The organism is Bacillus sp. URHA0034 (assembly GCF_056280405.1).
In genome coordinates, this window is the sequence record NZ_JBWCDK010000002.1 from 3,337,821 (window position 1) to 3,359,686 (window position 21,866).

Sequence of the window (21,866 nt, forward strand, 5' to 3'; positions counted from 1 at the left end):
AAGATAAAATGGATTATATTGTAATTGAACTGGATGGGAGAAGGAATGAATGAAATCAATTTTATGGAGAGCGGGGGTTTTAAGTTGTTTAATACTCCTGGGGTTGTCGTGGTCTTATAAAGAAGCTTCTGCGGAAGCTTTATGGCCGTCCAAATGTGCAAAAGTGAGTCCGAATCAAAATCCAACCTTTCAGCAAATGAACTGCTTATTGACGAATGCGGCTTTAGAAGCAAATATTCCGCCTGAAGTAGTTAAGGCTGTGGCTACAAAAGAAAATGGCGGTTGGAGACAATTTCAAGACAATGGACAACCTGTTATTTCATCTGATGGCGGTATTGGTCTCATGCAAATTACCAATCAACCAAACTATGATCAATCGAAGTTGAAAAATGATATTTACTACAATATTCAGGCAGGTGTTGACATCCTAAAAAGCATGTACCAGCGGACCAATCTGCCTAAGATACAAGGGGCAGGACCTGAGGTCATTGAGAATTGGTACTTCCCAGTCATGGCCTACAACGGGATAAAACCTGTGAACAGTCCACTGAAACAGGCGGATGGGACTAAAAATACGGCAGCTTACCAAGAAAAAGTCTTTGCCTTTCTTCAACAAGAAAGCTTTCTGGGTGATACGAAATTAGCGCAGTACCCGTTTAGTACAGCTGACTTTAAATATGATCCTAACAGTGACGAAAATAATTGTATTTAACAAGCTGGTATATAAACTAACCGACCAGATCCATGCTTCTACAGCTCTTTTTCATACGGGGGATAAAGTAGTTGTAACCGAGGATAAGGCAAAGTTAAGGTCAGTGCCTACTAGTAGCACTACTTCCTTATTGAAGGAGTTACCACTAAATACGACGCTGATTATTTCAGGGAATTTTGTATTTGATCAAAACGCTTCCAGTGTAAACCAATTTGTATGGTACCCAGTTAAAACGGAAGATCAAAAACTAGCAGGTTATATTTCCTCTGCTTATCTTACAAAAAAGTTAGAAGTCAGCCCGGTAGATGATAATGATCTATTCGTATCTGGGAAAGCACCTGCGTATGGCCAGGTACAAGTAAAGAATGGAACAAACCAAGTTGCCACTGCAGTGGCTAATGCAAACGGATCTTTCAAAGCAGGGATTGCTCCTCAAAAAGCGGGGACAACATTAACGGTATCCTACGAGGATAAGCAGAATGCCGAAAGCTTCTCCACAACGGTAGCCGTAACAGATAAAACGGCGCCATCAAGCCCGGTAGTGAATGCTGTTACGAATAAGTCTGCTGATATAACCGGGAAAACAGAAGTAAATGCTACTCTGACAGCCACGATTGCAGGAAAAGTATATAGTATCAAAACGGACCAATATGGAAATTACAAAATAGCTATTCCAATCCAAAACGCAGGAATAAGTATTTCGGTAACATCAAAAGACAGCGCGGGTAATATAAGTGCGGCAAGGACCATTACAGTAGTAAAAGTGGCTCCGAATCTACCAGTTGTGAACACTGTTAATAATAAGGCCTTGAACGTAACAGGGAAAACCGAAGCAAATGCCATCGTGACCGTGGTCGTTCCAGGTAAAACTTATACCGCAAAGGCCAATGTGTATGGAAACTACAATGTAGCCATTACGCCGCAAAATACAGGAACCAAGCTATCCATCACAGCAAAAGATAGTGCAGGCCGTGTAAGTGCAGCAAGAGGCATCACAGTCATTCGCGTAGCACCGAACATGCCTACAGTGAACACGGTTCGTTCCTATTCCACGTCAGTGACAGGAAACACAGAGAAATATGCAACAGTAATCATCAAAATCGGATCAAAAACATACACAGCACAAGCCAATCTTTATGGGAACTACAAAGTATACATCCCAAAACAGCCAGCAGGAACAAAACTATATGTATCCGCAAAAGACGCAAAAGCGCAAACTAGCGCAGTAAGGACAGCTACAGTATCACAATAAAGGAAGCATAGGGACGGTTCTCGTGCTTCTATTTAAGGATTGAAAGAAGCATGGGGACGGTTCTCATGCTTCTTTTTATGGATTGCTGATCTCTTCATTGATTACGTCCTTCATAGGTTGGGCAGATTTTGTATCGATTGGACACTAGATCACAATCCAATAAAGGCTTGATTAGCATTTAGAGTACAATTTGTTCAATCATCTCTAAAACTTCATCAGTTGAGATAACTCTTCCTTCAAAAATGTCTTTTTTTACTTGTAATAACCTCTTTGTCTCAATACAGGGTCAAGTTCAGCATCCTCTTTTACAGAAGTTTCCGGATAATCTCTATTTCCATCAACTTCAAGAATTTTTTCAAATTGATGGATCATTTCCTTGATTACTTCTGCTGCTATCCATTTAGTTTTTTCATTTTCTTACCTGCAATCATTAAACTTATTTTGTAATGTATTTCTGGTACTTTAGGAATTATTTGTGTAGTAGTTATTAATATTTTGGAAAAAAAGATATATATATCTATATATATCAGCTAGTTTGGGCTGTTTAGTAACGGTGTTATAAATAGCACTTGGTTTTTTTATTGGCACCATCACTTGTAAGGTTTGTTTAAGGATATATGTCCTTTGATTACCACTATGATCCCTGATACTTTTTCCCTACTGTTACATGTGTTAACAATGCTTATTGGTTTCCTTCATGCTTTCATTATTTTTGGGATCTTGGGTCTTATTCGCGGTTGCCGATGGTTTAACTTTAGGCTTTAAAGACCATTGGAGCGACCAAAAAATAATAACATGTAAATAGGGAGTGATTGAATGGAACAACAAACACAAACAGAGCAACAGAAACAGCAGGGAACGGCATTTGTAGTATTAGGATGGATATTCTTCGCACTTTCCTTATTTATCGTTCCAATTCTTTTCGGAGCTGGAACGTTTATTATGGGCTTCCTAACATATAGAAATCGTAGTCAAGTTCATGGCACTATCCTAATGGTCTTTGCCGTTGTTGGCACAGTTTTAGGAATGCTAATTGGTTTTATTGTTGGTGCAATTGCCGCTACTGGCTATTTATAATGCCAATCTATAAACCTGCTTTACGGTGAGCCTTACTATAAATAAGTCGTTTTTTTAATAAAGTTTAGTCCAAATAATAAAAACCGAAGAATTGATTTCTTCGGTTTTTATTGATGTCTACCGTAACGTATTTCCGATCTAAAATAAAGCCATTGATTTTCTGTCACTTACTAAACCTCTTGAGAGAGAATATCGAAAGATCAAATTCGCTGTGACCCTTTATTGCTAGCTGGCTTAATACTTCGCCCATTACACTTCCAAATTTGAAGCCATGTCCAGAAAAGCCGCACGCGATGATGACATTGTTATTTTCAGGGTGATGATCGATGATGAAATCATGGTCACTCGACATTGTATATAAACAAGTTTTTCCTTCCCTAAAGGTCCCATTTGCTTCAGGCATATAGGTCTCTAGAAAATGACGAAGATCGCCTTCATCTGTTTCGTATTTTCCAAAGTTCTGTAAGTGCTGATCGGGATCGATTTCTTGTCCGCCATCTGTTCTTCCTACCTTAAGACCGGACCCGTTCAAGCTAGGGAATCCGTAAAACATTTTATCATTGTCGTCTACATAAAAGGATGGGAAATTGGCGGAGTCATATATGCCTTCAGGTGTTTCGAACCAGCCCACCACTTTACGGACTGGTTGAATAGGCAGCTTTAAATCCGGAAGCAGCTTGGCTGCCCAGGCGCCTACTGTAACAATGACCTTTTTAGCCCAAAAAACGTTGTCCGCCGTTACGATTTTCACTGCATCCGTACTGCTCATGTCGACTTGCTGAACGGGTGTATTAGTGACAAGCTGTGCCCCATTCCGGGTAGCGAGTTCCTTATAGGCCTGTATGGCCTTTTCACTATAGAGTAATCCTGATTCTGCTTCAAAGCAGCCTATAAAGTTATCCGGTATAGAAATGCCAGGCCATTTTTCTTTTATCTCATTTGCGTTAAGTACCTGTAATGGCAATTCATATTTTTTAGCAGCCTCAATCGTTTCATGGAGAAAGGGAGAATCGCTTGGGCCAAGTCCGAGGACCCCTGTTTTTTCAAAAACTTTATGGCCGCTTTCCCTCTCCAAATCTCCCCATAATTGTTGTGCACGTTTCACCAAGGTAACATACTGTCTGCCTTCACCATAGGCGTGACGAATCAAGCGGGTATCTCCGTGATGGCTTCCATGATTATGTGGCGGATCGAAGGCATCAATTAATAATGTCTTAACTTTTTGTTGTGCTAAAAAAGCACCAGCAGCCATTCCCATAGTCCCAGCGCCAATTATTGCTACATCAAAAACAGGTTCTCTGGTCATCTCATTTCTCTCCTACTCTTTATCATAATACTGGCCTGTTTAGAAGAAAACAGGCCAGTGGAAAAGTTAGTGCTTTTATTAATTTTGTTTGTAGTCATCAAGGAAAGAGACTGGTTTTATGACAGGAACAGCAGCGCCTTTGAAGTGTGATTTGATAAAGTCTGTAACTTCTTTGGAATGATAAATATCTACGATTTCTTTGAATGATTTGTCATCTTTGCGTGATGTCTTGGCAGCGATGATATTAACGTACGCTTTATTGTTAGCATCTTCTCTAAAAATTGAGCCAGTAGTAGGGTTTAAACCAGCATTGATAGCCATATCACTGTTGATAATGGAGGCAGCTGCATCATCTAAACCACGTGGTGTTTGAGCAGCATCAACAGGTGTAATGACCAAGTTTTTCGGATTCTTTTCAACGTTTTCTAATCCGCCAGCACCGGTAAAGCCTTGTTTTAAAGTAATTAATCCTGCTTTTTGCATTAATAGAAGGGCTCTTCCTAGATTAGTAGGGTCTTTTGGAATAATGACTTGGTCCCCATTTTTAATGTCATTGATAGTTTTTACTTTTTTAGAGTAGATTCCCATTGGCCAAATATTGGTTGTTCCAACTGCCGATAGTTTTAGATTGCGCTGTTTTTTAAAGTCATCAAAATATACGACTGTTTGGAAGGCATTAAGGTCAACTTCCCCACTATCAATCGCAAGGTTTGGCTGCACATAATCATCAAACTTAACAATTTGAACATCAATTCCTTTATCTTTCGCAAGCTTTTTAACAAGTTCCCATGTTGGTGCTTCCGCTGTTGTAGTTGCTACCTTAACTGTTTTGCTATCGCTGCTTTTGCTGGATTGTGAGCTGCATCCAGATAGTAAAAGCAGTAATCCAAATAAAATAATGGCAAATTTCTTCATTGATATGATTCCCCCATGTTTTTTTTATGATAAAAAGGACTACCTTTGATCAACATTCTTTAGATGATTTGAATAAATTGGCTATTTCCTTCTCATTTTTTTAGATAGAAGGTTCCCAAGTGATTGAACAAGTTGAACCATAATGACTAATGTAATAACAGTGATCACCATGACCTCTGTTTTGAACTGATTATACCCATATGTGATGGCTAAATCACCGATACCCCCGCCGCCAACTGCTCCTGCCATTGCGGAAGCACCTATTAATCCAATCGTTGCAATCGTTAATGCTAATACGATTGAGCCAAGGGCCTCAGGAAGGAGAAATCTCCAAATGATCTGCCAGGGTGTAGCACCCATTGCTTGTGCTAATTCAAGTGTGCCTTTATCGACTTCGAGGAGTGAGTTTTCCACTAACCTTCCTATATAAAAAGCGGTATATAGGACTAGCGGCACAATGGCAGCTGTAGTACCAATGGATGTCCCTATAATCAATCGTGTGAACGGTATAATTGCTACAACCAGGATAATAAATGGAATGGAACGAAAGATATTGATAATGACGTTCAAAATATTGAAAATAATGGAATTCTGTAAAATACCATTTTCTCTTGTAATGACTAAAACAACACCAATTGGTATTCCGATAATAACGGATATAATGAGAGCAACTATGACCATATAAAGAGTCTCGTTAATTGAACTAAAGAACTCAGGCCAAAACCAAGACCAATCAAATGGCATCTTCAGACACCTCCCTAATAACAGCATTATGTTCCCTTATATAGTGCACAGCACGCTGAATTTCTTCTTCATCACCTTTAAATTCAACCAGTAAGTTCCCAAATGGACTACCTTGAAGCTCCGTTACCATGCCATGAATTACATTTAAATCAATGGAAAAGTTCTTTGCAGTGTTGGAGATTAAAGGTATATTGGTTGAACTGCCTTTAAAGATGATTCGATAGATGTTCGTATGACCATTATTCATAATTAGTTGTTGAATCGACTTTGGGATGTTATCGTTTAGAACAGTCCGTACAAAGCTTCTGGCAATCTTAGTCTTTGGTTCGGTGAAGACGTCAATGACAGGCCCTTGTTCAACGATTATCCCATTTTCAATAACGGCCACTTTATCGCATACGTCACGGATCACATTCATTTCGTGGGTAATCATTAAAATGGTTACGCCGAATTCATCCCTAACTTTTCGTAATAACTCTAATACAGCCTCGGTGGTATTAGGGTCCAAGGCAGATGTTGCTTCATCGCATAATAGAATATCAGGGTCTGTGACTAACGCCCTTGCAATTCCAACCCGTTGCTTTTGACCTCCCGACAGCTGATCGGGATAATGATTCATCCTATCCTCTAAGCCAACGAAAGTGAGTACTTGTTCCACCTTTTTCCTGATTTCACCTTTGGGTCTGCCTTCCAAGATAAGTGGCATTGCTACGTTGTTAAAAATAGTTTTTGAATGCAATAGGTTATACTGTTGGAATATCATCCCAATCTTTTTTCTTTGTCTACGTAATTCCTTGGGAGTCTGGGATAAAAGATCTATACCATTTATAAGGACTTTCCCTGAAGTAGGGCGTTCCAATAAATTTACACAACGGATTAGCGTACTTTTTCCAGCACCACTAAAACCGACTACGCCAAATATTTCACCTTTATCAACCTGAAGACTTATTCCTTTCAATGCTTCCACTTTTTTCTCTTTGCCTTTTCCATAGCTTTTATGGACGTCTTCAAGTATTAGCAAGATAGTAATCTCCTTTCCGGAATTGTAAATTATACAAAATAGCCTCTTTCATCAGAAAGAGGCTATTTTTATCTAGACCTTATCTTTCAGAATGAAACATTCTGCAGGAATTAGCACCTTTCATTAAATGATGGTTGCTGGACGTCGTCGGGCCTGTCCCTCAGTCTCTCTGGATAAGTTATTTAATTTTAATATAATAATAATATTATGCAATATTAAGACTATTGTCAATATTTTTCTGCTATTTTCAAGTTGTAAACTATTTCTAGTATAGAAATAAAGTTATTAATAGAAAAGGAAGCAAGGGGACGGTTCTCTTGCTTCTAAGCGGGTAAACAAAAACAAATATTAAGATTAAGCCTGGTGAATTAATAAAGCCATCCATCCACGTGAGATACCATCATCTGTAGAATAGAATTAGCTGAGAATGAAGAATTGAAAGATCAGATTGTAATGGTTTCATCTCTTTAACATGGACAGAAAAAAGATTGGGATCGATTGTACTTAAGCCAACAGCTCAGTTTTGTTCAACAAGACTGAAAGGATTTGAATTAATCTTGATGAACCGTACCATAAGTAAATGAGGTCTTTTCTGAAAACAGATACAGCACCATTCCATCATAGTTTAGAAGGTGCTGATTTGCTTATATGAACAAAAGGGTTTGGCCTGCCAAGCCCTTTTTGTATTCTTTGATCAAATGAGCACAACTTAATTTATTTTTCAAAACAAACGCGAATTGTCAACCGCAGTTAATGTTTGGTTGACAATTAACATGAAATTGAATATTATCATAATTAAATTAATTACATATTTATTTTGAGGAGAATGTAAAAATGAAACTTAAAGAAATTACCTTTGTAGCGGTGTTTGCTGCGGTCATGGGTGCTCTAGGTATCGTTCCGCCTATTAATCTTTCGTTTACACCCGTACCTATTACATTGCAAACACTAGGTGTTCTTCTTGCAGGTGGAGTATTAGGGGCAAGATTAGGAGCAATGAGCCAAACTGTCTTTTTACTACTAGTTGCTGTTGGAGTACCTCTTTTATCGGGAGGTCGAGGCGGATTAAGTGTATTTGTTGGACCGAGTGTTGGTTATTTAATTTCTTGGCCCATTACAGCATTCGTTATTGGATATCTATTATCACGTATAGAAAATTTAAAACTACACCATGTTTTATTTATTAATCTGACAGTTGGAATCCTGCTTATCTATTTAATTGGTATCCCTGTTCAAGCATTGATCATGCACATTTCGGTATTAAATGCTGTAAAAGTAAGTTTAGTATACCTTCCTGGGGATGTGTTAAAGGCTGTACTAGCTTCGATTTTAGTTTACAGACTAAGAAAGCACCCCGTTTTTTCAAGATCACTAGCAGCGAGCTACTCTAATAATGTAACTAAAAATATTTAAATCTAAAGAGACACCTTGAAGTGTCTTTTTTTATAGAGGTGATAATGATGGGCAATATAACTGAATCATATGAAACTTCCGCTAAAATTTTCCCCAACAAATTAGCCATCCATACTAATCATCAACAAATCAATTATCAAAAATGGAGTGAATTGGTCAATCAAACGGCAAATTGGCTTTACTCACTACATTCAGAAAACAAAACAATAGGAATCCTTCTGCCTAATGGACTCCCTTTCTTGCAACTCTTTGCAGGTGCATCCAAGGCTGGTTGGATTGCAGTTCCCTATGATTTGAAATGGAAAACAACTGAATTAGAAAAGAGAATAAAACTTTTCAATCCTTCGATCATTGTCACAACAAGAGAAATTCACTATCAGATTAAACATATTATTCCAAATGTAATGAGTTTGGATGACAGTTTACGGGAAATCTCCCGGTTTGAAGTGAACATAATTAGGTATACTCAAGAAAATTTGCCTTTTTATATTGGCTTCACTTCTGGCACAACCGGAAATCCAAAAGCATTTGTTCGTTCCCAGGATTCATGGATGGCGAGCTTTGATTGTAACCGTTTCGATTTCGAAATAAATGAATATGATCATGTTTTAATTCCTGGATCCTTAATACATTCTCACTTTCTATATGGAGCTATTAGCACTTTGTATTTAGGGGGTACCGTTTATCTATTAGACAAATTTTCTCCTATTGAAGGGCATTCATGGATACAATCTTATCCCATTACAACGATGTATGTCGTTCCAACAATGGTAGAAGCATTTCTGAAACAAGGAATTCAAATCAATAAGTCTATAAAACTCCTTTCATCGGGTGCAAAGTGGTCTGAAAGAACGAAATTAGAAATCTATCATATATTTTCAAATATAACCATGTATGAGTTTTATGGGGCCAGTGAATTGAGTTTCATTTCTGTACTTTCTGATCGAGATGGTATGCAAAAGGCAGCAACCGTCGGGAAGCCTTGTTACGGCGTAGAGGTACAAATACGGCTGCAAGATCAGGTCTTAGCAAAGCCTAATGAGATTGGAAAGATCTATGTAAGAAGTGGACTGATAATAAATGGATACATGGATCACGATGGAAGCACAGTTCAATCGATTCAGGATGAAGAGGGATGGGCTACGGTCCATGATATGGGCCATTTTGACGAAGAGGGCTATTTATATATTACAGGCCGTGAGCAAAATATGATTTTATATGGAGGAATCAATATTTTTCCTGAAGAAATAGAGAAAGTGATTTCCTTACATCCGGATGTCGAGGAAGTTGCTGTAATTGGTCTGCCAGATTCGTATTGGGGTCAGGTTGTGGCTGCGGCAGTAAAAGGAAAGGGCAGCCCAGTAGAGTTAAAAAGACTTTGTAAGAAGTATTTGTCTTCTTATAAAATTCCACGCAAATGGTTTTTTCTATCTGAAATACCATATACAACGAGCGGAAAGATTGCTCGTGCTGAGCTAATAAAACAAATGGAAAGCAAGGTGACCAGTGATTAAAAGAGCAGTAATTGTCCATGCAAAACGTACACCAATTGGAAAAATGAGTGGGATTTTACGGGATATTCAGCCACATGAGCTTGCAGTTCCTCTTCTCCAGCATTTAGCGAATGGATTAGAAGAAAAGATTGATGACATCATTTTGGGGAATGTTGTTGGACCAGGTGGAAACGTAGCCAGGTTTGCTGCATTAGAAGCAGGATTACCTCTCTCTGTAACGGGACTTACAATTGACCGTCAATGCAGTGCAGGGTTAGAAGCGATTCGAATGGCATGTTACTATATTCAAGGTGGAGCTGGTCGTTGTTACATAGCTGGTGGTGTAGAAAGCACAAGCACCTCTCCGTTTCCATCAAGAGCGAAATTTTCTCCTGAAAAAATTGGCGACCCCGATATGGGCGTTGCCGCAGAATATGTGGCAGAAAAATATGCTATTTCAAAAGAAATGCAGGATGAATATGCACTATTAAGTTACAAGCGTAGCTTGGAGGCGTATGAAAAAGGGTATTTTACTCAAGAGATTATTCCGATTGGGGATTACCATCAGGATGAAGAACTGCTTAGGAAAAGAAAGCTGGAAGTACTATTAAAAAGAGCGAAGCCCATATTTAAAAGGAACGGTACGGTTACAGCAGCGAACAGTTGCGGTATTCATGACGGAGCTTCAGCTGTTCTTGTCATGGAAGAAAGTATAGCATTAAATAATGGTTTCCGGCCTATCCTGCGATTTTTGGATAGTGAAATCTCAGGTGTCCATCCCAATTATCCTGGGGCAGCCCCTATTCCGGCTATTCAAGCCTTATTAAAAAGAAACCGGTTAACTATTGCGGATATTGACTTAATTGAAATAAACGAAGCTTTCTCTTCGAAGATAGTCGCCTGTATGAAAGAACTTTCTATTCCTTGTGACAAAATAAATGTTCGCGGAGGAGCTTTAACGTTAGGACATCCTTATGGGGCTTCGGGAAGTATCCTGATAACGAGGCTTTTCTCCGAAGTTCAAAGACGAGAGAATGTCAAATATGTACTAGCGGCAATAGGCAGCGGTGGAGGAATCGGCTCAGCAGTCCTCTTCGAGGTGGCAATATGAAAACGAAGGAGTATGAAATTATTTTTACTCAAGAAGATGTACAACCATTTGTCCAATTAATTGATGAGCAAATTTCTATCTATCAGAGTCTTGGTGGGGCAAAAGACGATGGTCCCGAAACGATTCCTCTTCCTCCAACCATGCCAATGATGGCTTATAAATGGATTGAAACTCCTTTGGAGCTTCAACAGCCTATTATTCATCGAAAACAGAAATGTATCCAACATCAAAGAATGTATATGGATGAGAACTATAGAGCGATAGTTGAAGTCACAAATCCATTTCAACGTCAAAATCTTACTTTTATTAAACAAACTCTCTATTTATATCATAATGATGGACAACTTTGTTTTGAGGGAGTATCGGATTTGATTTTGGGAGGTTTGACATGAAAAAACTTGCCTTTAAAATTACCGAAGAAGAGGTTGAACAATATGCGGTCGTTTCAGGTGATAACAATCCCATTCATTTTGATATAGAAGCGGCGAAACAACAAGGATTTTCTAATAAAATTGTCCATGGAATGTTAACAGCGGCTAAAGTGTTAAGGATGGTTTCGAACGAAATTCTCACTCCTCAAGAGTGGGTGTGTCAGCATGAATTTACATTTACCTCACCAGTTTATTTGGGAGATCAAATAACTCTGACTATCAAACAAATGGAGCCTAAAATCAGAATAGAAGGTAAATGCGGGGAAAAAGTAGTCATAAAAGGATGGTTGATCGTAACCAGATGAAATCCTCAATGATCATAAAAAACAAATGACAAGTCGTGCGAACATATAGCATCGCACGATTTGTTTCGTAATGGAAAAATAAAAGTTACATAGCCTTGTTCTTAATAAGATGAATCCCATTTTGATGCGTTATGGTGAACCGTACCATAAATAGGTGTGGTTTTTTATTTTTATTCGATCGTTCTTAAAAGTACAATATTCCTTAATAAAGTTCATACAAAAAACACTGCAACCCACGGTAAGGGTTGCAGTGCGATATTTAGGTTAGGCCTGTATCTGGGCATGTTAGTTTATTATGGTTACCTTTACTTGTTTTACTCCAAAATTTATTGCATCATGTTCAGAAGGAATAAAGATATCAATTCGATTTCCTTTAATAGCTCCACCGGTATCTCCAGCGACTGCTTCACCGTATCCCTCGACATACACTTTACTGCCAAGCGGTATAACAGATGGATCAACTGCGATGACCTTTTCATTTGGGTTCTCTTTAAGGTTAATTCCAGTAGCGGTTGTACCGGAACATCCCTCACACGAAGCCGTGTAGGCAGTTGCTTTCATCGTAATTTCCTTTGAACTTGTATTACTCGTTGGTGGAACTGGTGCCACAGGTGCACTTTCCTCTGAACTTTTATTACTTGTTGAAGCGGCTGATGCCACAGGTGCACTTTCATTTGATGTTTGTGCAGCAGGCATAACATTTTTTGCTGTTACAGCGCTAGTAGTATTTAAACTATCAAAGATTAATAGATTTAATCCAGGATGAATGAGATCGGTATGTAATTCATTCCACTCTTTAAGTTGAGAAACAGTTATATGATTATTCATGGAGATGTCCCATAATGTGTCACCTTGTTTAACAATATATTGTTTATCCGGTGATATGGTTAGGATATCTCCGGGGTGTATAAGATCCGTAGTAAGTTGATTCCACTTTTGGATATTTTTCAAAGATGTATTATTTTCACGTGAGAGATCCCAAAGGGTATCCCCTTTTTGTACTGTAATCGTTGAAGCTTGTACGTTAGCACTTACAGTTACTGAGAGTACAGTAACTGCTATAATTGTTATCATTTTTTTAAGCATTCTTTTACCCTCCGTGTTCTTTGGCTGCCAATTTTCCATAATAGTAACATAGATATTTCTGAAACAAAGAACAGGGAGATGTTAAATCGTTTACATTCGTGGCGTTTATATTGCAATAATATTTCATAAATGTGTGAATATTCAAAAATATACTCACTAAAGTACCTTTCAAACATTTTGGTAAGAAGACAAGAAATCTTGCAGAATGCACTGGTTTTCAGTGGATCCAAATAGATTGATATTTCAGTTCCGCTTGAGGAAAATCATTTTGGAAGTAGAATATACAATAGAAGCATGGGGACGGTTCTTATGCTTCTTTTTATACAGGTTTGGTTCTATGTGGATTTTGAAGAAAAAAAGGGGAGCGGTACTTCATCAGGTTGTGCCATTTGTAGAACAAGAACCGTCCAGTGTGCATCTACACTTAGGGGAGAGCTTCATGAGAGGTTTCCTTATAGGACTACATATCTTTTATGAGAAACAACTGTCCTATTATTTTCAAAGTTACGACCAGAGCAATTTTCGAATATTTCAACTATGACCGAGTTCTCTCCAACTTTCTCCACCTTACCTTTAATACCATTAATCGTAACAATATTGTCTCCCACCATTGCTTTTTTCAAATACATGATCACCATTCCTTTCATGATTATATAGTGGAATTCTAAAAGAAATTATTAATTTATAGGCATTTTACCTGGAAAAAGGTGCTATGTCATAGAAACTGTAAGATTATCTTTCATAAAAATACGGGGACGGTTCTCATGCTTCCGAAGCATGAGAACCGTCCCCGTGCTTCTCTTGTCAATTTAAGTTAAGCGATTACCCATATAAAACATCCAAATTTGTACGGTACTAGATTACAAGTGACATAAATGAGCAAAATTTAAGATTTCCTTTCCTTTTTATAGAAGGGATCTTCGACGGCTTTTGCCATAGTCTATATGTTTAGAAGATTAATATAAATAGTATAACAACATAAGACAAAAAATTATTAGAATTTTAAAAATGTTGTTGAAAATGATTTGGGCTTGGAATATAATGGACACAAGGTAAGCGCTTTCCCGTAATAAAATGGGATTGATGGGAATTTAAGCAATTTTCTATTTACTTATGTATAAAGCGCTTACTCTACATAAATTTAAAGAGGTGGATGGAATGAAGAGGAAGATCAGATTAGGTTTGGCTTTATTGGTATCTTGCTTGCTTCTATTAGTTTCAGCTTGTTCTAATTCAAGTTCAGGACAAGCATCATCATCGGGGTCTAAAAAAATCCAGTTTTTTGTATCTGGCGATACGGTTGAAGGTGGGGCTTTAACTGAAATGGCCAAAGAATATAAAAAAGAAACTGGAGTAAACGTTCAAGTTGTTGATGTACCGTACAGTGACTTTGTTACAAGGATTACAAACATGGTGAAATCAGGAAACCCACCTGCATTAGCAAGGGTGACAGGATTTAGTCCAATTTGGAAAAATAAGCTGGCTGACTTAACCTCCACTTTGGACAGTAAAGGGGTAGACAAGAAATTGGCCATCACCTTAAATGATAAGGCTGTAGCCCTTCCAATCGATTTAACAGCTGTCGGTTTATATATTAATAAGGATTTATTTGATAAAGCCGGTGTAAAAGTTCCGACAAGTGAAAAAGATATTTGGACTTGGGACGAATTTATCAGTGATTTAAAGATCGTCCTAGATAAAACAGATGCGAAATATGGCCTAGTTATGGATCCGTCTTCTCATCGCTTAAGTTCATTCTTATACCAATTTGGAAGTAAAGGATTTGTGAATGAGAACGGAAAATACACCACAAATGCAGAAACCAAAAAAGGCTTGGAAACCTTCGTTAAGTTAAATGACAATAAAATGATGCCAACCTCTGTTTGGTTATCCGGCCAGGATGCATCAGCTATGTTCAAAAGCGGACAGGTTGCCGCCTATTACTCTGGTAACTGGCAGTTAAAAGATTTTGACAAAAATATTAAAAACTTCAAATGGCAATCTGTTTATATGCCATACGAAAAGGTTCGTTCTACTAACCTAGGTGGTAACTATGTTATTCAATTCAAAGGATCTGGGGTAGAAAAGGAAACCAAGAAATTTATTGATTGGTTATATACAAAAGAAAATTATGCAAAAATGGCAGGTTTAGGCGGCTATCTTCCAGTAGTTGATGGAGCCAATGTCGATTACCATGCAAGCGAGACCGCTACAAGTGCTTATGATGTTTACCGCAATGAAATCAGCTCTTCTGATCCAGTTGCCGCTGTAGCAAGATCGGTTAATGATAAATTACAGCTAACTTCTGATAAGCAAGCTGTAGATGCTCTAAAACAAGAGGTCATAAAAGTTCTAAATAAAGAAGAATCTATCGATCAAGCGATTAGTAACGTTGAAAAGACATTTACGGACCAATACGCAAAATAATAAATAATGAGAGGGAATATTGGATTTTCTTTTATTCCCTCCCTATTAAGTGAGGTATTAGAATGGAACGCTATACATATCAAGTTCAAACCAACCAAGCGATGAATCGTTGGATTTATACTGATTTAAACATCGAACCCTATGACTCTAAAAAAGATACGTTTGAGCAGCCTGTTAATTTGACGGAAGAATATGTACAAATTGAATATCCTGGCAGAAAGCAATTTTTAAAAGAGCGCTTAAGTAAAGATATTAAAATGACCGATTCAGCGTTCCAGCATATTTATTTTCCTTTTGAAAACACACGCTTTGAGTTTTCTTCATTTATTCCAACTCCACACCTGTTAAGTGTTTACGGTAAAACCTATATCGTTACAGAAAAGGAAGAAACCCTTCCTTTTACGCTCAGTACCTGCGGCAGTGTAGAGATTTGGGTCAACAATAGTAAACAAATTAGCTACACTCCTTATACAAGAAATCTAGCCTCCTATACACCCATTCAATTGAATCTAGAAAAGGGAACGAATGAGATCGTTATTTATATGGATGATCTGGCAGAAAGAGATGTCAATTATTTCATGGAACTGCGTTATACGGGTGAAAAGAAGTTAGATGCCTACATTCCTGTCAATGCGTCTCCGGAAAAAATAAAGAAGGCAGAAGAATTGTTGACCTCTTTTTATTTTTCAAAAGATCTCTATGATTCTGGCAGTCTGGAAATCTATCATGATTCAGCGCATATCGACTTGTTTCCCCATCTGTTTGTGAATGTCAATCGCAATCATTTATTAAATCCGGTCTTAGTAAAACAATCAGCTGACGATACCGAATCATCCTATGATTATTTCTTTCAAGTGAATAACCTGGATGAAAACAAGATTACGCTGATGCCAATCAGCGAACTTGCCTCCAATGGACTTGCCTATTTTAATATTGGCGTCGTTGTGGATGGTGAAGTGGAGATTAGCAGAAGATTGGTGACTTCTATTTTAGCAAATGATTATTCCTTCAGATCCTTCTCGGATGATTTGTCCGAAAGAAAGAAGGAGATATTGGAGTTCTTTGTGGAAAGGGATTCTCTTGACTTAAATGTAGGGATTGCTCTGACACACCTCAATGGTACGGTCGATGCCCGTGCGATTGAACATATTAAAAGTTGTTTTAACGAGATTGAGAAAAAGGGCGACTGTGCTGATTTCAGGCTCGCTCCATTGCTTGGGTTTACGATTAAGTATCAGGACATCATCCCAGCCGATTTTCATCATGAAATCGAGGAGCTTGCCGTTAATTTCAGATATTGGATTGATGAGCCTGGAAATGATGTGATGTGGTATTTCAGTGAAAATCATGCCTTGCTTTTCCATATTTCACAGTACCTTGCAGGACATATGTATCCAGAAAGACAGTTTACCGTCAGTAACAGAACCGGAATAGAACAATATGAAATCGGTAAAAAGCGCCTGGAAGAATGGTTTGACGTCTTTTTCAAGTATGGTTTTTCCGAATGGAACTCAACCACCTACCTTCCAATCGATTTAATTGGGTTCTTCAGTCTCTATGAATCTGCACCAGACGCCTCAATTAGGGATTTGGCGAAAAAAGCGTTAGATATCACCTTTGAAATTATTGCGATTAATCTTCAAGGCAAAACAATGTCCACGACCTACGGGCGGGTATATGAACATGATTTAAAGGCGATGGAGCTGGGTGAGGTAGCGAATCTTTCCTTTATCGCATGGAAGAAGGGGAATTTAAACCATGCGCTGAGATCAACCACCTTATTCTGTATCTCAGACTACACTCCACCTCAATTAGAGCAGAATTTTATCGAAGACGAATCAAAGGCGCTTGTTTCACAGTACTTACAAGGAATTAAGCAGGTTTATACCTATAATTACAAAACGAAAAATTATGTTATGAGTTCAGCCATTAACTTCAACGCTTTTAAACGAGGTCACCAGCAGCATGCCATGAATATCGCATTAGGTCAGGATAATACCCAAGTCTGGATTAATCATCCGGGAGAATCGGTGTATAGCGGGGAAAATCGGCCTAGCTTCTGGGCAGGGAATGGAATCAGCCCGAATATCCGTCAGTATAAGCAGTACATGCTGATGGAATACCGGTTAAAAGAACCTTTCCTTCCATTCGTTCATGCGTATCTCCCTTTCTGGAAGCTGGATGAGATCATTGAAAACGGCAATTGGCTGTTCGGAAGGAAGGACCAAACTTATCTAGGAATCTACTTCAGCCAGGGCTTTGAAAGAATAAAAGAAGGTGCAGTCGCTTATCGGGAAGTTCGGGCATACGGGACTTCGCACAAAATCGTGTGTATCTGTTCTTCGGAATATGAACATAACACCTTTATTGATTTCATTCAGGAACAAATGGGATCTGAAATTAACTTCACAAACGAGGAGTGGTCCTATCAGAATAAACAGGTTGGCACATTGACCATGAAGGAGGAGGAATTGTATGTCAATGATCAAAAAGTCGAGTATAACGCCGGATACCGATTTGACAGTGAATTACTCGAGTGTCAAACAAGTAAACGTTAAGAAAGCAGCATCGAGGAGAAAGGATCGAAATCAAAAATGGGCTCTGGCCTTTGTCATCGTGAACATGGTTTTATTTACTTTGTTCTTCGCCTGGCCGGCCATCCTGGGTATCTATTATTCTTTTACAGATTATGCCGGGGTAGAGGCACACTTTATTGGTTTGCAAAATTATATCAACCTCTTCCACGATTCTAGTTTTTACAAAGCACTTGGGCGGACGTTTACGTATACGATTATCGGTGTCCCAACATTGTACGTAAGTTCTTTATGCATCTCGCTGCTATTGGTCAGCAAATATACCAAAGGGAAGTCAGTGGCAAAAGTCATTTTCTTCCTTCCCTGGCTGATTTCACCGATTGTAGTAGGGGTTATTTTTCGCTGGATGTTTGGAGAAGATTTCGGGTTTATTAACTATATCATTCAACTGATGGGATTTGATCCTGTTCATTGGTCTACAGATGGTAATTTAGCGCTTTTAACCGTTTTGATTGCGTCAGCATGGGGAGGAACGGCTTTCAATATGCTGATCTTCATTTCCGCCCTGCTCAATATCTCTAAGTCCTATTACGAGGCAGCAGAAATTGATGGAGCGAATGGCTGGCAAAAGTTCTTCCATATTACCTTGCCGTCATTAAGGCCCACTTCGTTTATGGTCATCATGCTATCGTCGATCGGTTTTATGAAAGAATTCGCGTTAGTACAGTCACTGACAAACGGCGGACCAGGAAATGATAATACGTTTATCGTTCAATACATTTATCAGACAGGATTTAACAATCAGAATATCGGATATGCCAGTGCCGTATCCATGATATTATTTATCATCCTGCTGCTATTTGCCGTCATTAATCTAAAGGTTGAAGAGAGGGGTAAACAATGATATATCGAAATAGGCTCACAACCGTTCTCCTTACTACCATTATGGGGTTATTAGCACTCTTGTTCTTAGTTCCTGTTTTATGGTTCTTATTAAGTTCCTTTAAACCGGGAAGTGAATTGTTTTCCTATCCGCTTCATATTTTTCCAAAAAAGTTTTCATTTGAGAACTATGAATATGCTTGGAAAACCATGGAATTTACGAAATATGTGGGGAATACGCTGATTGTCACAGTGGCCACAACGGCCTTGACCATCCTTGCGAGTGCTTCCTGCGGGTTTGCCTTGGCAAAATACCGATACAAATGGCTGACGGTGTTCTTCCTCTGTATCCTAACTACGACCATGCTGCCGACGGAAGTGATCATGAATCCAACCTTCATGGTGATTCAAAAGCTACACCTTTATGATAGTTTATGGGGATTAATTATTCCTTCCATCAATACAGCAACCGGGATTTTCATGTTTAGACAGTATTTCATGACAGTACCTGATGATTTAATAGAAGCAGCCAGAATTGACGGAGCGAGCGAAGGCCGAATCTTTTTTAGACTGATGTTGCCGATCGCGAAGCCGATTGTCATTACCTTAGCAATTTTATCGTTCCAATGGCGCTGGAATGACTACATTTGGCCGTTAATCGTTATTAGCGATCCGAACAAGTATACGATTCAAGTCGCGTTAAGAAGTATCGTTGGGGCAAACAATATTGATTGGGTCTTGCTGCTATCCGCTTCCGTTATTTCGATTCTTCCGATGGCGATTTTATATGCCGTCTTCCAACGGTACATTATGGATACAGGAGCTAGTTCAGGATTAAAAGATTAAGTGAGGTGATGAAGGGTGACAAAAGTACTAGACGATGTGCGTGAAGCTGTGTTAAAAATAACGAACCAGCTGCTGCATTTAAAACGACCTTCCAATGAGGATTCTTTAAAAGAAGTGGGCGATGGCGAAAAAATCGGCTACTTCCCAAGGGACTTTGGAATGGAAGAGTGGGATTGGCCTCAAGGAGTTGGACTGCTGGGTTTGAAAAATCTAGCTGGGGATGATGCCTTTCCAGATTACAGTAAATATATTAGGAACTGGGCAGAAGATCAAATTCAGCGCGGTTTACCGCTTAAAAATATCAATACGACTGCCCCAATGTTAACTTTAATGGACTATGAAGAGAGGGAAGCCCTGGCTTTGGAATGGGTCGACTGGGTAATCAACCAGGCGCCAAGAACAAAAGAAAACGGGCTTCAGCATGTAACCTCTGGTGATACTAAACATGATTTGAAGCTGAATGAAGGACAAATCTGGATTGACACCTTGTTTATGGTGGTTTTGTTCTTAAGTAAAATGGGGATTAAATATGGTCAGCAAGCTTGGATCGATGAAGCGGCTTATCAGGTGAATCTTCATATTGACCATTTGTTTAATAGAGAAGATTCTCTTTTCTATCATGGATATGATTTTGAGAATGACCATCATTTTAGTGAGGCATATTGGTGCCGCGGGAACAGCTGGTATACCTTAGCTGCCCCGGAATTAATTGAAACATTAAAAGGCAAACTATCTTCTGAGGCTTATGAGAAGATGGCTGGTACCTTTAAAGCACAGGTGGACCGATTAGTGGCATTACAGTCTGAAAATGGGTTGTGGCATACGCTTCTTGATGATTCGGATAGCTATACCGAAGTTTCCGGTTCGAGCGCGATTGCGGCAGGAATTTTAAAAGGAATTCGTTTTGGCTTATTGGACTCCAGCTATCTTGAGGTTTGTCGAAAGGCAGTCGAAGCGGTCTTGGCTAACATCGCTGAGGATGGAACCGTCTTAAATGTTTCTGCCGGTACAGCGATTGGAAAGGAAAAGGAAGATTATAAGAAAATTATTATTGCACCGACTGCCTATGGGCAGGCATTGGCCATTGTGCTGCTTTCCGAGGTTCTTCAACATAAGGGTTTGTTGAACGGTTAAACAAAGTAGTATAATGATGAAAATGACTTCATATAGTGGGAGAGGAGGAGAATGCCATGAAACCTACTATTTATGATGTAGCAAAAGAGGCCAATGTGTCGATTGCTACGGTATCGAAAGTGTTAAATAATACAGGCCGGATCAGTGAAAAAACAAAAAATAAAGTTCTGGGAATTATGAAGGACCTAGATTACCAGCCAAGCAGTGTTGCTACCGCTTTAACAGGGAAAAAGACTTTCACGATTGGAGTACTGGTTCCTGATATCGCGAACCCATTCTTTGCGGAAGTAGCCAGGGCACTGGAAAATAATGCACGAGAATTGGGTTATTCGATTATTTTGTGCAGTACCGATTATCAGCTGGAGCGTGAGCAAGATTATCTTGATCTGCTAATCAAAAAACAAGTGGACGGAATTATCATTGCAACAGAGCCAAAGGATGTAAAAAAATTAAAAAACCTTCATGATCAAAACGTCCCTTGCGTTCTGTTCTCGGTCGACCACCTTGCGCTCGATTCACACGTTGTCACAACAGATGATATCAGGGGCGGATATTTAGCAGGACGTTACCTTTGTCAAAAGGGACACCGAGCTTTTGCCATTATTACCGAACCACAACGAGCAAGCGGCCGGCTGCGTGTAGAGGGGTTTAAAAAGGCTCTTGCTGACGAAGGGGTAAACCCTGCTGACGTTCAAGTGATCGAAGCCAAATCCAAAATAGAAGAAGCGAAATTGGCTGCCAATCAAATTTTTCAAATGGAAAAAAGACCAACAGCGGTTTTTGCTACCACGGATTTAATTGCTGCTGTTTTTATTAATGCGGCACGGAAAGCAGGCCTATCGGTTCCTAATGATATTTCGATTATTGGCTTTGATAATACCATCCACGCGGAAATATCTGATCCAGGTTTAACGACGATCGCTCAGCCAATTGCAAAATTAGCCAGTTATACCATGGAACAGTTGCTGGATTCGATTGAGGATCCTGGAATGCCTACAAATAGAATCATGCTAGCCCCGACACTAGTGGAGCGGGAGTCAGTGAAAGATTTAAGTTCATAATCAAGAAAGCTGACCGACAACTGTTTAGTCAGCTTTCATTTTAAAAGTAGGGTTAAGCGCTTAACTCTATTGTGGAATGATTATTCAAAATCAATCATAGAATTAGATAGTAGTAA

At 38.9% G+C, this 21,866-nt stretch carries 20 protein-coding genes and 1 riboswitch; of the genes, 14 read left to right on the forward strand and 6 right to left on the reverse strand.

The genetic code is table 11. The features are described 5' to 3' along the window. The first annotated feature begins 49 nt into the window (after window positions 1-49). From ACZ9EE_RS18080 to ACZ9EE_RS18090, 3 genes are all read left to right on the forward strand, one after another. Entirely contained in the window at window positions 50-712 is a 663-nt protein-coding gene (locus ACZ9EE_RS18080; RefSeq protein WP_476029178.1) for a transglycosylase SLT domain-containing protein, read from the forward strand. Then, complete coding sequence (locus ACZ9EE_RS18085) at window positions 690-1,964, forward strand: Ig-like domain-containing protein (RefSeq protein ID WP_476029180.1); 1,275 nt, start codon at window positions 690-692, stop codon at window positions 1,962-1,964. The genes ACZ9EE_RS18080 and ACZ9EE_RS18085 overlap by 23 nt, the downstream gene beginning before the upstream one ends. An 816-nt stretch (window positions 1,965-2,780) precedes the next feature. After that, window positions 2,781-3,041, forward strand: a complete 261-nt coding sequence (locus ACZ9EE_RS18090; protein WP_476029182.1) for a hypothetical protein — start codon at window positions 2,781-2,783, stop codon at window positions 3,039-3,041. Between the two features lie 163 nt (window positions 3,042-3,204). Here ACZ9EE_RS18090 and solA read toward each other — a convergent pair whose 3' ends face one another. The 4 genes from solA to ACZ9EE_RS18110 all read right to left on the reverse strand — a co-directional run bounded on the left by solA (window position 3,205) and on the right by ACZ9EE_RS18110 (window position 7,027). Next, window positions 3,205-4,347 (reverse strand): N-methyl-L-tryptophan oxidase, encoded by a 1,143-nt coding sequence (gene solA / locus ACZ9EE_RS18095; RefSeq protein WP_476029184.1) that lies wholly within the window; start codon window positions 4,345-4,347, stop codon window positions 3,205-3,207. Window positions 4,348-4,425: 78 nt separating this feature from the next. Continuing rightward, complete coding sequence (locus ACZ9EE_RS18100) at window positions 4,426-5,262, reverse strand: MetQ/NlpA family ABC transporter substrate-binding protein (RefSeq protein WP_476029185.1); 837 nt, start codon at window positions 5,260-5,262, stop codon at window positions 4,426-4,428. Window positions 5,263-5,343: 81 nt separating this feature from the next. Continuing rightward, on the reverse strand, window positions 5,344-6,006 hold the full coding sequence (locus tag ACZ9EE_RS18105) for a methionine ABC transporter permease (RefSeq protein WP_476029187.1): 663 nt from the start codon (window positions 6,004-6,006) through the stop codon (window positions 5,344-5,346). Continuing rightward, window positions 5,996-7,027 carry a methionine ABC transporter ATP-binding protein gene (locus ACZ9EE_RS18110; protein WP_476029189.1) on the reverse strand — a complete coding sequence of 344 codons (1,032 nt, stop codon included), beginning with the start codon at window positions 7,025-7,027 and terminating at the stop codon, window positions 5,996-5,998. The genes ACZ9EE_RS18105 and ACZ9EE_RS18110 overlap by 11 nt, the downstream gene beginning before the upstream one ends. 76 nt (window positions 7,028-7,103) lie before the next feature. Further along, window positions 7,104-7,207, reverse strand: a riboswitch (SAM riboswitch). Between the two features lie 654 nt (window positions 7,208-7,861). Between ACZ9EE_RS18110 and ACZ9EE_RS18115 the strand changes: the two genes are divergently transcribed. Genes ACZ9EE_RS18115 through ACZ9EE_RS18135 form a run of 5 tightly spaced genes read left to right on the forward strand, consistent with a single transcriptional unit; the run spans window position 7,862 to window position 11,780 of the window. Continuing rightward, window positions 7,862-8,440, forward strand: coding sequence for a biotin transporter BioY (locus ACZ9EE_RS18115; RefSeq protein ID WP_476029191.1), 579 nt, complete (start codon window positions 7,862-7,864; stop codon window positions 8,438-8,440). 44 nt (window positions 8,441-8,484) lie between these two features. Then, window positions 8,485-9,954, forward strand: coding sequence for an AMP-binding protein (locus tag ACZ9EE_RS18120; RefSeq protein ID WP_476029193.1), 1,470 nt, complete (start codon window positions 8,485-8,487; stop codon window positions 9,952-9,954). Then, a complete protein-coding gene (locus tag ACZ9EE_RS18125) occupies window positions 9,950-11,044 on the forward strand; it encodes an acetyl-CoA C-acyltransferase (RefSeq protein WP_476033002.1) in 1,095 nt (364 codons plus the stop codon). The genes ACZ9EE_RS18120 and ACZ9EE_RS18125 overlap by 5 nt, the downstream gene beginning before the upstream one ends. Further along, window positions 11,041-11,436: a hypothetical protein gene (locus tag ACZ9EE_RS18130; RefSeq protein ID WP_476029195.1), complete on the forward strand. Its 396-nt coding sequence runs from the start codon at window positions 11,041-11,043 to the stop codon at window positions 11,434-11,436. The genes ACZ9EE_RS18125 and ACZ9EE_RS18130 overlap by 4 nt, the downstream gene beginning before the upstream one ends. Next, complete coding sequence (locus ACZ9EE_RS18135) at window positions 11,433-11,780, forward strand: MaoC/PaaZ C-terminal domain-containing protein (protein ID WP_476029197.1); 348 nt, start codon at window positions 11,433-11,435, stop codon at window positions 11,778-11,780. The genes ACZ9EE_RS18130 and ACZ9EE_RS18135 overlap by 4 nt, the downstream gene beginning before the upstream one ends. A gap of 285 nt (window positions 11,781-12,065) precedes the next feature. On the opposite strand, the gene ACZ9EE_RS18140 is transcribed toward ACZ9EE_RS18135, so the two are convergent. Together ACZ9EE_RS18140 and ACZ9EE_RS18145 are read right to left on the reverse strand one after the other, a co-directional pair. Continuing rightward, window positions 12,066-12,866, reverse strand: coding sequence for a 3D domain-containing protein (locus tag ACZ9EE_RS18140; protein ID WP_476029199.1), 801 nt, complete (start codon window positions 12,864-12,866; stop codon window positions 12,066-12,068). Between the two features lie 452 nt (window positions 12,867-13,318). Beyond that, a complete protein-coding gene (locus tag ACZ9EE_RS18145) occupies window positions 13,319-13,513 on the reverse strand; it encodes a DUF2187 family protein (RefSeq protein ID WP_476029201.1) in 195 nt (64 codons plus the stop codon). Window positions 13,514-14,024: 511 nt separating this feature from the next. On the opposite strand from ACZ9EE_RS18145, the gene ACZ9EE_RS18150 reads away from it, so the two are divergent. The 6 genes from ACZ9EE_RS18150 to ACZ9EE_RS18175 all read left to right on the forward strand — a co-directional run bounded on the left by ACZ9EE_RS18150 (window position 14,025) and on the right by ACZ9EE_RS18175 (window position 21,750). Continuing rightward, window positions 14,025-15,293, forward strand: coding sequence for an ABC transporter substrate-binding protein (locus ACZ9EE_RS18150; RefSeq protein WP_476029203.1), 1,269 nt, complete (start codon window positions 14,025-14,027; stop codon window positions 15,291-15,293). A 62-nt stretch (window positions 15,294-15,355) separates the two neighbouring features. After that, a complete protein-coding gene (locus tag ACZ9EE_RS18155; RefSeq protein WP_476029205.1) occupies window positions 15,356-17,851 on the forward strand; it encodes a hypothetical protein in 2,496 nt (831 codons plus the stop codon). Next, window positions 17,769-18,731 (forward strand): carbohydrate ABC transporter permease, encoded by a 963-nt coding sequence (locus ACZ9EE_RS18160; protein ID WP_476029207.1) that lies wholly within the window; start codon window positions 17,769-17,771, stop codon window positions 18,729-18,731. The genes ACZ9EE_RS18155 and ACZ9EE_RS18160 overlap by 83 nt, the downstream gene beginning before the upstream one ends. Beyond that, window positions 18,728-19,555: a carbohydrate ABC transporter permease gene (locus tag ACZ9EE_RS18165; protein WP_476029209.1), complete on the forward strand. Its 828-nt coding sequence runs from the start codon at window positions 18,728-18,730 to the stop codon at window positions 19,553-19,555. Before ACZ9EE_RS18160 ends, ACZ9EE_RS18165 begins: the two co-directional genes overlap by 4 nt. Before the next feature lie 15 nt (window positions 19,556-19,570). Further along, entirely contained in the window at window positions 19,571-20,689 is a 1,119-nt protein-coding gene (locus ACZ9EE_RS18170; RefSeq protein ID WP_476029211.1) for a glycoside hydrolase family 88/105 protein, read from the forward strand. A 56-nt stretch (window positions 20,690-20,745) separates the two neighbouring features. Next, window positions 20,746-21,750 carry a LacI family DNA-binding transcriptional regulator gene (locus ACZ9EE_RS18175; protein ID WP_476029213.1) on the forward strand — a complete coding sequence of 335 codons (1,005 nt, stop codon included), beginning with the start codon at window positions 20,746-20,748 and terminating at the stop codon, window positions 21,748-21,750. The last annotated feature ends 116 nt before the right edge of the window (window positions 21,751-21,866 follow it).

What these genes read in the sequence shown, in the direction of transcription:
- ACZ9EE_RS18080 (WP_476029178.1), top strand. Translation starts at nt 50, where the DNA reads ATGAAATCAATTTTATGGAGAGCGGGGGTTTTAAGTTGTTTAATACTC.
- ACZ9EE_RS18090 (WP_476029182.1), top strand. Translation starts at nt 2,781, where the DNA reads ATGGAACAACAAACACAAACAGAGCAACAGAAACAGCAGGGAACGGCA.
- solA (WP_476029184.1), bottom strand. Translation starts at nt 4,347, where the DNA reads ATGACCAGAGAACCTGTTTTTGATGTAGCAATAATTGGCGCTGGGACT.
- ACZ9EE_RS18100 (WP_476029185.1), bottom strand. Translation starts at nt 5,262, where the DNA reads ATGAAGAAATTTGCCATTATTTTATTTGGATTACTGCTTTTACTATCT.
- ACZ9EE_RS18105 (WP_476029187.1), bottom strand. Translation starts at nt 6,006, where the DNA reads ATGCCATTTGATTGGTCTTGGTTTTGGCCTGAGTTCTTTAGTTCAATT.
- ACZ9EE_RS18115 (WP_476029191.1), top strand. Translation starts at nt 7,862, where the DNA reads ATGAAACTTAAAGAAATTACCTTTGTAGCGGTGTTTGCTGCGGTCATG.
- ACZ9EE_RS18120 (WP_476029193.1), top strand. Translation starts at nt 8,485, where the DNA reads ATGATGGGCAATATAACTGAATCATATGAAACTTCCGCTAAAATTTTC.
- ACZ9EE_RS18130 (WP_476029195.1), top strand. Translation starts at nt 11,041, where the DNA reads ATGAAAACGAAGGAGTATGAAATTATTTTTACTCAAGAAGATGTACAA.
- ACZ9EE_RS18135 (WP_476029197.1), top strand. Translation starts at nt 11,433, where the DNA reads ATGAAAAAACTTGCCTTTAAAATTACCGAAGAAGAGGTTGAACAATAT.
- ACZ9EE_RS18140 (WP_476029199.1), bottom strand. Translation starts at nt 12,866, where the DNA reads ATGCTTAAAAAAATGATAACAATTATAGCAGTTACTGTACTCTCAGTA.
- ACZ9EE_RS18145 (WP_476029201.1), bottom strand. Translation starts at nt 13,513, where the DNA reads ATGAAAGGAATGGTGATCATGTATTTGAAAAAAGCAATGGTGGGAGAC.
- ACZ9EE_RS18150 (WP_476029203.1), top strand. Translation starts at nt 14,025, where the DNA reads ATGAAGAGGAAGATCAGATTAGGTTTGGCTTTATTGGTATCTTGCTTG.
- ACZ9EE_RS18155 (WP_476029205.1), top strand. Translation starts at nt 15,356, where the DNA reads ATGGAACGCTATACATATCAAGTTCAAACCAACCAAGCGATGAATCGT.
- ACZ9EE_RS18160 (WP_476029207.1), top strand. Translation starts at nt 17,769, where the DNA reads ATGTCAATGATCAAAAAGTCGAGTATAACGCCGGATACCGATTTGACA.
- ACZ9EE_RS18165 (WP_476029209.1), top strand. Translation starts at nt 18,728, where the DNA reads ATGATATATCGAAATAGGCTCACAACCGTTCTCCTTACTACCATTATG.
- ACZ9EE_RS18175 (WP_476029213.1), top strand. Translation starts at nt 20,746, where the DNA reads ATGAAACCTACTATTTATGATGTAGCAAAAGAGGCCAATGTGTCGATT.